Raw genomic sequence first — 13154 nt, 5'->3', positions numbered from 1 at the left:
TTACTCCAGCTCGGTCCCTATCCCCTTTTCTCTCGCCTTGTTCACGTAATACACCGCTGTAGCGATATCAAAGACGGCCATCCCCATCGGGCAAAAGAAGATCGGTTCATCTTCGCCGAATTCATCTAGGCTGTGGCGCAAGACAACATCGGTAATCATCTGGGTGTCAGCACGAGTGAGCCCTTGCTCCAAATGAAGCTGCTCAATATCCGTATTCTCACGGCACACTTCATCCCAATCGTCGACGATAATGGCTTTTAACGAAGCTAACGCCTCCGGCTTATAATCACGCAGTGAAACATTCAACAGAAGACTACCTTTTTCAGGATACAGATCGATATACCGATGTTCGGATACAGTACAAGTAATAAAGATATTCGAATGCTGATAAACGTCCGCCCACGTCTTAGCCACTTCCATCCTATCTCTAAAGAGAGATGAGATTCCTAATAAGTCTACTCCCTTGATATCGAAAATCCGGATACGTTCGACTCGATCCCCGTACAAAGCCGTAACCATTTGACAATGAACCTGCCCAATTGGTCCCCAGCCGATAATGCCTAGTTGAATCCGCTCCACTGAACGCGCCAGCAAAAAGTAACGAATCATCAGTCCGCTGATGGAAGCCGTCCTAATAATACTGGGAAGCGGAGAGTTCAAGACGGCTGAAGGCCGGCCTGTACTTGGTTCATTCAATACAATGATGCTATGCGCGCGAGGAAGATCAGCCTCAGTATTATCTGGGAAGCTAGAAATCCACTTTATCCCTGCCGCGTTCACCTCTCCCCCTACGTAAGCGGGCATTGCAATAATTCGGTTTTGTGGACTCTTATACCTTAGGTAAGGCTTTATCGGCTGGACATAATCACCTGAATCGATGATACCCACAGCGGTTTCTACCGACTCCACAAGAATAGGCCAATCAACACCTACTGCCCGTATATCTCGATCATTTAAGTACAGCATACTGTCACCTCCTTATGAAACATATCGTTTCTTACATCTCAGGGAGATCGTCACATTCAGCCAACAGCTCCTGACCGAATTGGTTCTGAATCCATGAGTCAGAATATACGGTATCGAGGTAACGCTCTCCCTTATCATGCAGAATGACTGCGCAGACAGCTCCCGGAGTCAATTCTGGCTCCATCTGCTTAACGGCGGCAATGACTCCCCCGGAGGATGCGCCAGCCAGGATGGATTCGTTCTGCGCCAACATCCGGCAACCTTTTACTATATCTGAATCCGAGACATGCACGATATGGTCGATTATATCTGTTCTGCAGAAAGGTGGCACGATGCCGGCACCCAGTCCCGGGAAGCGCCGCGTACTCGTATTTCCGCCAAAAATCGCGCTTCCCTCTGCATCGACAGCCACGATCTTGGTCCGAAGTCCGTGATTTCTTGCGTATTCCGCAAGCCCCCGTATGGTTCCGCATGTACTAACGCTGCAAAATAAATAATCCACTCGTTCAAGATCAGTCACGATTTCTTTCATTGTCGTATGGTAGTGGGCTAAATAATTATTTGCGTTCGCATACTGATTCGGCCAGTAGCTGCCCGGTATCTCCGCCAACAACTGCTGCACACGTTTCAGTCTAGCAGGAAGAAACTCCCCTGTTACGGGATCGGGATTGGCGACATAGTCGATTTTGGCATCCAACGCCTTCAGAATTTGCAGATTCGTTTCCGTGGTTCTAGGATCAATAACGCTGATAAAACGCATCCCCAAATACTTACAAATCATGGCCAAGCTGATCGCCATATTACCAGAGCTTGATTCAATGATGGTGGTTCCCGGGCCTATTGTTTCTTCCTTCCATGCCTCTTGAATCATCCGCAGGGCAGGACGATCTTTGGCGCTTCCCCCCGGGTTCATCAGCTCCATTTTTGCATAGACGTCAAACTCACTTTTATAGAACAAGCTCTTCAGCTTGATTAAGGGTGTATTTCCGATAGTCGACAAAATACCGTCAGTGAAGTCCATCTCTGCGCGATCTTTATCTTTCTGGTAATATAGCTTTTTGTTCTTAACCTTTCCGCTATCCATTGACTCGTCTTTACCTACTGTAATGACCTCAATATCATCCAGCAGATGGTTTCGAATCATCATGCCGATTTCCGGAATGCATTCCCTAATTTCCTCTTTGATCTTCTGGACAATGGTGTTATCCGCAGATTTACTTTTGATATAAACGGTCAGCGCGTTCTTCCTCACTTTGACCCGAATGATCGCATCTTCAAGATGTCGGTATACGACCTGTTCGATATCGTACAGGCTTATTTTCTCCCCGTGCTTCAGCTCCCGACCCACCCGTTTGACGATGGAACTAAAGCTCTGCTTCTCCACACCATCTATCATCACAGACCTAAAGTCCCTTACAACGTCATAGGTAACGAAACGAATAGCTGGCAGCATTTTACGAACCATGGAGGTAAGAACAAGAACACTTTCATCATTACTAAGCGGACTTAGTTCTTCGCCAATCTCCTGCGCCCCGACCCCTTCCGCAAAAATCCCATCAGCAAAAATATACCTGCCAAGATCATGTGAATAATAAGCAATCGTGCCTATTTCAATAGAGCCATACGTATCAATGATGTCGCGCGGTTCAAGACCGAACAGACGGGCCATATTCCGCTGCCACCCTAATGAGGCGATTTCCCCTACCAAAATAATCTTTCGGATTCCAAAAACACGCAGATCACTAGTAGCATTTACGATATGATCAAGGATGGAAGGCATTGTGTAGAGTAAGTCAGGCTTGAAGGTTTGAAGCTGTTCAATATGCTGCTCAATCGGCAATTCGAAGGGAATTGAATGATGTTCCAATCCTAACCGTTCAAAAATGGACAGCGCAGTGTTCGCCGCATGCCCAGTACCCATATCCGCCAAAGCGCTAACACATCCGCTTCCCGCAATAAGATCACCGTACAGCTTCGTTTTAATATCTATATAGTGCTTATCGTCTTCCTTAGAGTAAAGTATGGCTTTTCGACGGCCAGTGCTTGTACCCGACGTCCTATATACGGTCAAAGAAGGATCAAAAGGTTGATTATAATAATAGGTATCTAGCGTTGTCGACGTCATAAGCGGAAGCGTCTCTAAGCTAGAATTCGCTCTTTCGTCGCCGATCAGCCCCTTATACCAGGGAAATGCCTCAATTACTTCAAATAACTTATCCTGCAATTTGTCTTTGTCGAGCAGCATGATGGCCGCCTCCTGTTGACCGCTAGCTGCAGCCCATAGATAAATACCTACCATAATCATATGTAGAGTTCTTTCAGTGTGTTCTACGATTCGGTGGTTGCCCAATCAAAAGCTGAGGTATTTCCGTAATATAGCCTATGGATCTTTTGAGACGGAGGGACAAAATGATGAAGCAGATAAGTCGTATATCCAATAAGCTGACGAAGACAAGGGTGCTGGTTAGAAATCAAGAGTTAAATAAGCATGTCCCGCTTACAAAAAAAATGGATAAGAACACTCTCTATGAAATGCTACAAAAATATAAGATGGTGTACATTAAGCCTTGCTGCGGATCTTTAGGACAGGGCGTGATACGGGTTGAACTTGCTCGTGCACAATACAGCTATCAGTCCGGTACCCACGTACACAAATTCTCTAATTACGACTCGGCATATCGGGCCCTCTTACGAGAAGCCCAAGGGAAGTCCTATTTAGTTCAAAAGGGGATCAGGCTGTTGGTGTACGACGGCCGCCCATTCGATATCCGGGTGATGGTGCAGCGAAATTCTAAAGGTGGGTGGGAAGCAACAGGGGTTGCAGGACGCGTGGCGCATCCTCGCAAAGTAGTTACAAACGGGAGTCAAGGAGGAACGATTTATCCGGTTGAGGAATTATTGAAAGCCTACACAAGCGCAGAGAATTGTACAATATTGATCCGATCCCTGAAGCAAATTGGAGTGAAATCCGCCAGACAGCTTAGCACTGTCTATCCCGGCCTTCAGGAAATCGGTGTAGATATTGCCTTAGATCAACGTCTCAAGCCATGGATCTTGGAAGTGAATACCGCTCCTGATCCGTGCCCGTTTACTAAGCTGAAAGACACCCGTATGATTGACCGAATTGTCAGATATGCAAAAGTATACGGTCGCACATACAATCTTAAGTGCATGAAATCAAAACAGGGTGTCGTGTGAAGCATAGTAGAATCCATGTGCCGCGGCGAACTGTGAATTTACAAGTCCACAGCTCGCCTTTTGTACGGAGTATAGGGTCTGTGTATTCAGAGGATGGACGAAAAAAGACGAGAAATCCCCTCTTTAAATTTGATTATAAGGGACCTTTCTTTATAACGCTCAGGGGTAAGCTCTGTACTTAACTGGCTATCTTCATGAAACAATTCTTGAAGCTGTTTAGCAACTTGCTCATCATAAACAATTGCATTAACTTCGAAATTGAGTCTAAAGCTCCGGGAATCAATATTCATTGTCCCTACGGACGCTACTTCTTCATCTACCACAATCGTCTTAGCATGCAAGAAACCATTTTCATATAACAGAATTTTCGCTCCATAATTCAATAATTCACCTGCATACGCCCAAGTTGCCCAGTAAACAAAAGGGTGGTCAGGCTTATTTGGAATCATAATCCGTACATCCACACCGGATAGGAGTGCAATTTTACATGCATCCATAAAACTACTATCTGGAATGAAGTATGGCGTCTGAATATATACACTCCGTTTGGCGTTCAAGATCAGCTTAATATACATGTTTTTCAGATGCTCAACTAGCGAGTTAGGACCACTAGACACAATTTGAGCGGGACTTGATCCGTCATGACTTCCAGTAGTAAAGGAAAATTGATCGAAGCTTACCTGCTCGTGTTTCCGGGCATGTTTCCAATCCAGAAGAAACCTGCCTTGAATTTGATTAACGGAACCACCCTTCATTCTAAAATGTGTATCCCGCCAATATCCAAACTTTTTATCTATCCCTAAGTATTCATTTCCCACATTAAATCCACCAATATAAGCAATTTCCCCATCGATGATACATAGTTTTCTATGATTTCGATTATTCATTCGAAAATTTATCGGTCTAAGAAGTGATGGAAAGAATACCTCTACTTCTCCACCAGCAGAAAGTAGTTCTTTAAAGAACTTAAGAGAAAGTCTCTTGGAGCCGATTTCGTCATAGAGAACCCTCACTTTTACGCCTTCTTTGGCTTTTTTAGTTAATTCATCTCTTAATTTTGTCCCTAAATCATCAGGCTGGATGATATAATATTGAATGTTGACCTCTTTTTTGGCATTTCTAATATCATTAAATAAAGAGTCAAACTTTTGTTTACCATCGTTAAAAATAGCTATCTCGTTATCTGTTGTCATTAGCGCATTCGATGAAACAAGGTTCATATGAATTAAATCAGCATATTTCGTTAACAAAGCGTTCTGATTCTCGCGTTGATCCTTTAATGTAGCCAATTGATGATCTACAGTTGATTGTAGATATTTACTTTCTTCAGCTGAAAGGCCGAAGAAATTCTTTTTTGCTAAATTACGACCAAGAAAGAGATAAATAATAAAGCCCAAAATGGGAATGAAATAAAAAACCATAAGCCACGCCCAAGTATAACCAATATCTCTCCTCTCAAAAAATAAAAAACCAGCAGAGAGCAATATGTTTATAATCATAACAAATGAAAGTATCCACGTGACCAGACTGCCGTTGTCCATAAGGAGTTCCTGCCTTTCTTATCTTTCTATAGATGTCGGTATTTCTAGTTTTGCCAAAAGTCAGTTTATTCATCGTCTGATAAATCAATACTTCTGTAAATGACTAGATAGAGTACTATAGCATAATTGTCCATCTAAGAAAACATTTGATAAAAAACTCAATAATTAAAAGATAAAATCATAAAAATCCACATAAAAACAATAGCCCTAATGCAGTAGTTCTGTATCAGGGCTGTTGTTGTGACTTTTCAATTAGTGTGAGAAATATTCAAACAACTCATTGTATATTAAGAACGATTTCTCTCCCAAAATGAGTGACAATGGTTAACGTTCCCTCACTGAACTTAACTTTCAAATCTTGCTCAGGTGAATGCTTGAGGACCTCATCAGCTTGATCAGCCTGAATATCCAAAGCCCCCTCTGAAGGAGAACCATAGACGGCCGAAGCGAGCCAATGAATTCCCGGCTCAAGGGTGCTCGTAAGCATCGGCAGCACCGTTCGAGGGTAAAGCAGGTTCGTATTGGCGTTCGGCCAGACCAGCTCACCCTTCCGACAACCTAGCAAATCCTTGATTGCGCTGGTTCCCCAAGCAGTGGAGGCCAACGCACCAGCCACATCGATCTTCGATAGCATTTCATTCTCTTGGCCAAGTGCGAATCCACCCTCTGCGGTATCCAGCGACTGTCCAGTTTCGACTCGATGAATCCGAATATGCCAAGGAAGTCCGGCGACAACCCAAGTCTGAACCTCGACATTGGCCCACGGTTTCCAGACGGAACGAAGGACGTTGTCTATCATCTCAGACTCTATATTCTGGCGTCGTACCCGGTATAAGTTGTCTCCGCGCTCGCTCAGCGCAAGCATAGCGTCGAACGCTCCTTGGGAGAGCCCCCATTCGGAGCGGGGCACGCTGAAGCCGAAGCTTGTTGAATACACGAATTTTTCGTATTTGGCCGAGGTATGGGTATGTTCATTCGTGTATAAATGTCCGCTGTTGAAGGCTGCCACATGACCGGAAACGGAATCGCGGACGATGACAAGATGGGCAGGCTTCTGAACCATGACAGCCGGAATGGCCGGTAGCGGCAGTTCCTCTTCCTTCCAGAACGGATGATCCACCCCTAGAGCCAGCGGCAAGAAAGTCTTTAACGCCCAATACGGAGATCCGGGAGCATTGTAATTCTCCGCCATGACCAGATTCGGGTAAGTATATCCGATGGTCAGTACGCCATCGGCGTCAACAATCGGCTGGCTGAACCACCAACGCAGATTTCGCAGCACTAGACCTTTCACCACGCCTGCGGGAAATCCTTCAACATCTGCATAGGCAACGGCGCTCCAAAATGCCGACTGGGCAAAGCGGTAAGTCAAGCTACGTCCATAAGGAAGTGCGGAACCGTCGGGTGCGAACCAGCCGATGAAATCGACAGCAAACAATCGAGCCCGTTCTTTGAACACACGGGAACGTTCGGGGTCTTCCTGTTCCATCAGCTTTGCGTACAGCAGTGCGTAGTAATGAATAGCAAAAGGTACGTAATAATCGCTGTGACCATTAATCCCGTCACTGTACCAGCCCTCTCCCAAATAGAAATCATCCATGCGCTTTAAATTGCTCTCTAGTTGTCCTGCCTCGTAGGGACGACCGATTTTGCGGAATCCGATATTGACTAGAACGTTAAAGAACAGCCAATTGCAATCATAGCAAGGATGGGCGTTTATTTGATTCAGCCAACAGTATAATTGATCCTGCTCATTCGGAGCAAGCGGCAACCAAATCTGTTCCGGAATGGCTGCCAATGCGAAGCCGAAGACCGCCATTTCGACCAAACGCTGATCGTAGTCCTTCACCTCTCCCCAATATTCTTCATGAGAAGGATCGGTGCCATGCCGAATGCCATCCAGCACGATGTCCCAGAGTTCGCTGTCTCCACCACCAATGAGCAGGGGTACCAAACCCCACAACACCCGCGAGAAACCTTCCATTTCAGCAGTTGCTGCCGAATAGCTCGCCCCTGTTTTGCCAATTTCAAGTCGTGAGCCACCTTTGCTGTAGAACGGCCGAAGTGGATCCGTAAGCTGCTCAAGTGCGATCACCAGATCCTCACGGGTCTTTAGCGGATTATCGCCAATACGAGAAAAAGATTTCTCATTGTTCATCATAATCCCCCCTATTCCCAATAGAAGGGTCCTGCTGCTTTAAGCCGAGCCAGTGCTTCGACATAGAAAAAATCACCGTAGATAAGCGGAACATCTATATTCCGGTTCTCAGGGTAGTTACTTGTACCATGAAGCAGCAACCCTTCCTCGTCCGCATTGTCCCAACTGCCATAATTCCTGTAGAGAGATTCCACTATTCTTATAGCCCCGTTCCGGTACACATGGGACTCCGCATCATCCACCTGGTCGGCTAGCAGCAGCAATCCACTCGCTGCGCAGGAACCAGCGGAGCTATCACGTATCTCGCCGACTTCACCGGGAGCGCGAAAATCCCAATGTGGAACGTGATCATCCGGCAGTCGGGTCAAGAAGAAATGCGCTACCTGCTTGGCTGCATCCAAGTAGCTTCGCTTTCCCATATGATGATAGGCAAGCGCTAGGCCGTAAATAGCCCAAGCCGTGCCGCGTGACCAAGCCGATTCGGGCGCAAAGCCTTGCCCACCAAGCTTCTCCACCACTTCACCCGTATCCGGGTTGAATTTGACGATGTGGTACACGGAGCCGTCCGGTCGGATAAAATGCTCCAGCACAGTATCCATATGCGCCTCTGCGATATGACGATAGCGGGGATCACCCGTTGTCTCGGAAGCCCAGAACAACAGGCTGGTGTTCATGCAGCAGTCGATAATAGCAACTCCGCTGTTGTCCTCCCCTTCACTCCATGGATTCCAAGCCCGAATATAATGCCCTTTCAGATTGAAGCGGGCTGCCAGATAGTTGGCCGCCTTTAATGCCCGAATTTGCGACGCTTCGCTACCTGTCAACTTATAATTTGCCACACTGGTAAGAATCCACATGAAGCCTAAATCGTGATCCAGCTTAACGTAGCCGTCCAGTACCTCGTCGAGTCTCTCTTCGCAGCACTCTGCGATCATTTTAAGATTTTCGTCCCCACTTTCAGAATAAAACTGCCAGAGCATTCCCGGCCAGAACCCTGCTGTCCACCAGTTCGGTGCTTCAAGCAAGTATTTACCACCTTGACTCGCGTGTGGAAATTCTGCACCGATCTTTCCACTGTTACATCTTGTCTTTTCAAGTGCCTTGTTCCAAGCATCATCCAGCCAAGTTGGGTTTTCCGTTATATTCATTTCAAACACCGCCTTCTTAGAATGGTTCACTATTTCTTTCATGATTTATATAAATTGAAAGGTGAATACTAATTTCCCTTCAGAACCGGGCTGAAGAGCATGAAAGTCTAGCGTATGCCAGACCGTATCCCTGCCAAAATGATCCCGGTACTCACGTGCAGTAATCTCTGGCTCAACGATCTGAACATCATAAGTCAGTTCCACTCCGCCTACTCCAGTTCCGGGCAGCAGCACAACACCAGAACGCAGCATTTTCGGACGACGCCAGGTAACGAACCGCTCTGTCCAGCTCACTGACTTACCGTTATACTGGTACTCGTCCATTAACTCCAAGCGAGGATGCTGCCCCTTATACCAAACCATAGAGCGGATCAGGGATTGAAGCTCTTCCACTTCGTATGCCTGAGACAGCTCCAGCTTCAGTTCATCTTTTTCAACCGCAGCCGACGCGTACAGAACTGTAGCACTATGCTTCCTGCCAGCCAGTTGATACTGGCCGCCGATGATCGGAACCGAATGTCCCTGCGAGCCGTTACAATCATATTGATAACGGCCAGCCCCAAAATATTCAGCCGTATACTCTCCACAGCCGAGATCAGCTGCATAGATTTCGCCTCCACCTGACAGAATGAACTGTCCCAGATCATTATGATTATGAGGTTCAGCGTTATCCCCTCCCTTAGCCGCAAAGCCGAACGAACTTCCTCCGGACTGATAACGCGAGACAAGCCATCCCGCATCAGGAAGATAATAACTGGTGGCTCCCCAATCCTGATCCTGTTTCTCATCGCCGGTCCTTCTCCAGATGAGATTTCGAAAAGCCGGAGCCCAGCGGCTGCAGTGATCCTTAGCGTAAGGAGTGCGAAGCACAGGCGGAGGACATTCTACTTCTGGATAGGTATCAGCTAAATAATGGGACAAGCCCATATGTATGTGAATTCGAGGCTCTGAGTCAGAGAAATTGGCGACAAAATTGCCACCGATGAAAATTTTCTGTTGGAACTGAGCGATACTTCGCACTTTGTCCGTTGCAAACCAGTCTACTCTTCCTTCACTTCTAACCCGGAGAAGATCGCTGTAATACGTGAAATAGCCAAATCCGTAGTTCCAGTAACTCAGACCTTCCAGACAGGCCCCATCATCCCCGAAGCTTTCCAGATAGTAGCTCATGCTGCGCTCTGTCTTCAGCAGGATATTCGTCAGCGCAGCAGGATCATCCAACATCAATAAGGCGGCTGCCCCGATCGACCCTGCGCACACTGCTGCCCAGTTATGACGTGCAGTCTCCCATTCATAAGGACCACATTCAATAAAAGGTCGAAATATTCTCTTTTCTACTTCATGTCTGATTCGGGATCGAAGAAGCAGCGGAAGTCGTTCTCCCAGTAATAGAGAAATTTCGGCAAGGGTAAAAGCGGTCTCCGAGGAGAACAGATCAATAAACTGATCAATATTCTCTGTATTATGATCTGCAGGAAGATGGGCTGGCAGGCACCATGTGTACTCTTCGCATATAGACCATAGGATATTTTCCAGGTTCTCCAGAAGTCTGACATTATCCGGCTCAAGCAAGGTCATAAATACATATGTATTCAGCCTTCTTCTCCGTTCGAAATAGACCCGTTCATATTCTAACCTCGAACCCGTGCGCGCAAAAATTGAAAATAGCGTATCCGTCAGCTCTGATATAGGCTGGCTGTCTAATCTTTGAGCCTCCTCGCGGATTTCGCTGATATCTTCCTTTAATGTCTCGGATAATAAGGCTTGTTTCCAAAAAGCATCCGACTCTCCATCAGGATAATACAAGCTCAGATTTGCTGGCTTCATTTCTTGGACAATTCCGAAAAGCTCCTGTCTGTTCATGCTTTTCCCCTCCCTTTGACCGATTAGATCAGATCCCCCTATCTACTCAAGGCATGATCTCTCATAACATCCTCTCCGGCTGCGATTCTTTGTGCTGTCCATTTCAGTTCTGTCCCTGCCCAGAAAGGATCTGAAGGAAGTAACCCCAGAGGAAGAAATACTGAAGCGCATAAATAGAGACTTCCCGTATTGATATAGCTCTCCGCAAGCTCGGGCTGGTAACCATACACCCCCGTACGTAGCCACCCGTCCTCATCCAGCGTCCCTGGAAATCCCATAGTCCGTGTGATTACAGCGGTCAAGGCGCAGCGTACCTGTGCGGGTGATAGCGCATCCTCCAGAAAATGCTGTAGCACCGCTTGTGATAGCAGCTGAAACGCACCAAAACGGTAAACGATAGAGCGCCCGATAAACGGATACGTTCCGTCCGGCGCAATCATCCGTTCCAGAACAGTTGCGTATCTTTGTGCCCGCTCCAGAATCAATGGCCTCAATGCGGAGTATTGCTCCGAGTCCCGTTCAAAGAGTGTAATCACATCCACAAGCATCGGCTGAATGACAAAGCTATTGTAATGATCCCAGTGAAAGTCCTTGCCATCCCCGTAGATACCATCGCCTTTATACCAATCCATGAACATGTGGATCGCATAACCAACACGCATCCGGTCATATTCTGAATCGCCGAGTATATACAAAGCTGCTTCAACCATTGCGCTAAACAGCAGCCAATTGCTCCCGCTGGGTGCAGTCCGGCGCGTACGCTTCAAGGCTGTTATTAAATTACCTTTGACCCGCTCATTCAGCCGCCCGGCAAGCTGCTTCGGTGCACGCACCAACGCATGAGCGAGAAATGCCGCATCGACCAACGGTTGGCCTTCGGACTTAAAATCCATATAGTCAGGTGATGATGGATCAACAGCAGCATCGATGCATTCCAGCATCAATATGACATAACGAGCCCTGAGCTCATCTTCTTCACCCTCCAGCCCTTCAAGCTCTAGCCATGGGGCCATTCCACAGGCCAGCCTGGCGAATGCCTCCAAATGCGCAAACTTGCTCCTGTCACTATGAAACTCGGTGGGCAGCCGTTCCTTTAATTTTCTTTGCGACAAAGCGTCAAGTACTGGGTTCCCGATCTGTAGCATCGTATCCAGCCAATATTTGCGGTGTTTCGTACTATTCATACACCATCCACCCTTTCAATTGCGTCTATTCAGCAGATGCAGATCCCTACTACTCATGTTCAGACCAGCTATATACTTGGCTTATTGCGTAATCTTCTTCTATAGTTTAGTGTTGTATTATTGCAATGTCTTTGCGATTAATGATTATTTATTGCGTTTGTTGCTATTAATCTGAAAGGGGTTATCCGGATGAAACATGCCCAGTATTATCAGCCGTTCGAAGGCGACATACTGGCGGGCATCGGCAATTCACCGATCTCACCCACCAAAGATTTTCATATTCATGATCACTTTGAAATCTTCCTATTTTTAGGGGGCACGGTGAACGGATTTGTGGATCAGTACAGCTACCCGCTTCAACGTGGCAATGTGCTCTTATTCAACAATCACGAGATTCATAAAATCATTAATCTATCTCCGGAGCCTTACGAACGATTAACAATTCATTTCAAAGCTCCACTTGTATATCCCTTCTGCACCGCAACCACAAATCTGCTCGCCTGTTTCCAGAACCGTCAGCCCGGAGAGCAGAATCTCGCTCAAATGGATGAAACACTGCTTGCAGAGTACATGACCCTTGCCTATCGCCTGATTGCAATTTTGGAGAATCCTCAATACGGCAGTGAGGTTCTGGCTTTAACTTATCTGATCCAGATTCTGGTCCTCATTAATGAGCTATATAGCCGTACTAGTTCCACCATACCCAGTATTATTTCATCGCATATTCAATCGGCCATGCGCTATATCGATAACCATCTGCATCTGAATCTGTCGCTAGAGCAGATCGCTGGTGAATTAAACATCGATAAATATTATCTTAGTCACCTGTTCAAGCAGCAGACAGGAGGAACGATCTACCGGTACGTCCTGCTTAAAAAAATCGCTTTATCCAAACAGCTCCTATCCTCCGGAAACTCCGTATCCGAAACCTGTTATCTATCCGGCTTCAATGACTATGCCAATTTCATACGTACTTTCAAGAACATCACGGGCATTCCACCTGGAAAATACGGCAAAAAAAGCTGACATTGCCACTTATCGACGACTCGCAATTGTATAAACCCTTCTTTGAACTTATAAAAAAACCTGGCACCCG

Annotated in this window: 9 protein-coding genes; 2 read left to right on the top strand and 7 right to left on the bottom strand. The window is 46.5% G+C overall.

Going from position 1 to position 13154, the window contains the following annotated elements:
• Both MKX41_RS04020 and sbnA read right to left on the bottom strand, forming a co-directional pair.
• Positions 1–966 carry a 2,3-diaminopropionate biosynthesis protein SbnB gene (locus MKX41_RS04020; RefSeq protein ID WP_340968809.1) on the bottom strand — a complete coding sequence of 322 codons (966 nt, stop codon included), beginning with the start codon at positions 964–966 and terminating at the stop codon, positions 1–3.
• 31 nt (positions 967–997) lie between these two features.
• Entirely contained in the window at positions 998–3271 is a 2274-nt protein-coding gene (gene sbnA / locus MKX41_RS04015; protein WP_340968806.1) for a 2,3-diaminopropionate biosynthesis protein SbnA, read from the bottom strand.
• 104 nt (positions 3272–3375) lie between these two features.
• Between sbnA and MKX41_RS04010 the strand changes: the two genes are divergently transcribed.
• Positions 3376–4164 (top strand): YheC/YheD family protein, encoded by a 789-nt coding sequence (locus MKX41_RS04010; RefSeq protein WP_340968804.1) that lies wholly within the window; start codon positions 3376–3378, stop codon positions 4162–4164.
• 86 nt (positions 4165–4250) lie between these two features.
• Here the strand turns inward: MKX41_RS04010 and cls are convergent, their stop codons facing one another.
• The 5 genes from cls to MKX41_RS03985 form a co-directional block, all read right to left on the bottom strand.
• On the bottom strand, positions 4251–5705 hold the full coding sequence (gene cls, locus MKX41_RS04005) for a cardiolipin synthase (RefSeq protein WP_340968801.1): 1455 nt from the start codon (positions 5703–5705) through the stop codon (positions 4251–4253).
• 277 nt (positions 5706–5982) lie between these two features.
• Positions 5983–7866, bottom strand: coding sequence for a DUF2264 domain-containing protein (locus tag MKX41_RS04000; RefSeq protein ID WP_340968799.1), 1884 nt, complete (start codon positions 7864–7866; stop codon positions 5983–5985).
• 8 nt (positions 7867–7874) lie between these two features.
• Complete coding sequence (locus MKX41_RS03995) at positions 7875–9011, bottom strand: glycoside hydrolase family 88 protein (protein ID WP_340968797.1); 1137 nt, start codon at positions 9009–9011, stop codon at positions 7875–7877.
• Between the two features lie 45 nt (positions 9012–9056).
• Positions 9057–10874: a heparinase II/III family protein gene (locus MKX41_RS03990; protein ID WP_340968794.1), complete on the bottom strand. Its 1818-nt coding sequence runs from the start codon at positions 10872–10874 to the stop codon at positions 9057–9059.
• 38 nt (positions 10875–10912) lie between these two features.
• The gene (locus MKX41_RS03985; RefSeq protein ID WP_340968792.1) at positions 10913–12058 is read right to left on the bottom strand and encodes a DUF2264 domain-containing protein; all 1146 of its coding nucleotides are present in this window, start codon (positions 12056–12058) and stop codon (positions 10913–10915) included.
• 189 nt (positions 12059–12247) lie between these two features.
• Between MKX41_RS03985 and MKX41_RS03980 the strand changes: the two genes are divergently transcribed.
• Positions 12248–13084 carry a helix-turn-helix domain-containing protein gene (locus tag MKX41_RS03980; protein WP_052404241.1) on the top strand — a complete coding sequence of 279 codons (837 nt, stop codon included), beginning with the start codon at positions 12248–12250 and terminating at the stop codon, positions 13082–13084.
• The last annotated feature ends 70 nt before the right edge of the window (positions 13085–13154 follow it).

It is taken from the genome of Paenibacillus sp. FSL R5-0475 (genome assembly GCF_038004585.1).
GTDB lineage: Bacteria > Bacillota > Bacilli > Paenibacillales > Paenibacillaceae > Paenibacillus_AQ.
This window is presented reverse-complemented; position numbering and strand designations above follow the sequence as displayed.

Bases quoted from the DNA above. Each gene is read 5' to 3' on its own strand.
- MKX41_RS03985 (WP_340968792.1), bottom strand. From the start codon at position 12,058: ATGAATAGTACGAAACACCGCAAATATTGGCTGGATACGATGCTACAG.
- MKX41_RS03990 (WP_340968794.1), bottom strand. From the start codon at position 10,874: ATGAACAGACAGGAGCTTTTCGGAATTGTCCAAGAAATGAAGCCAGCA.
- MKX41_RS03995 (WP_340968797.1), bottom strand. From the start codon at position 9,011: ATGAATATAACGGAAAACCCAACTTGGCTGGATGATGCTTGGAACAAG.
- MKX41_RS04010 (WP_340968804.1), top strand. From the start codon at position 3,376: ATGATGAAGCAGATAAGTCGTATATCCAATAAGCTGACGAAGACAAGG.
- MKX41_RS04000 (WP_340968799.1), bottom strand. From the start codon at position 7,866: ATGATGAACAATGAGAAATCTTTTTCTCGTATTGGCGATAATCCGCTA.
- cls (WP_340968801.1), bottom strand. From the start codon at position 5,705: ATGGACAACGGCAGTCTGGTCACGTGGATACTTTCATTTGTTATGATT.
- MKX41_RS03980 (WP_052404241.1), top strand. From the start codon at position 12,248: ATGAAACATGCCCAGTATTATCAGCCGTTCGAAGGCGACATACTGGCG.
- sbnA (WP_340968806.1), bottom strand. From the start codon at position 3,271: ATGATTATGGTAGGTATTTATCTATGGGCTGCAGCTAGCGGTCAACAG.
- MKX41_RS04020 (WP_340968809.1), bottom strand. From the start codon at position 966: ATGCTGTACTTAAATGATCGAGATATACGGGCAGTAGGTGTTGATTGG.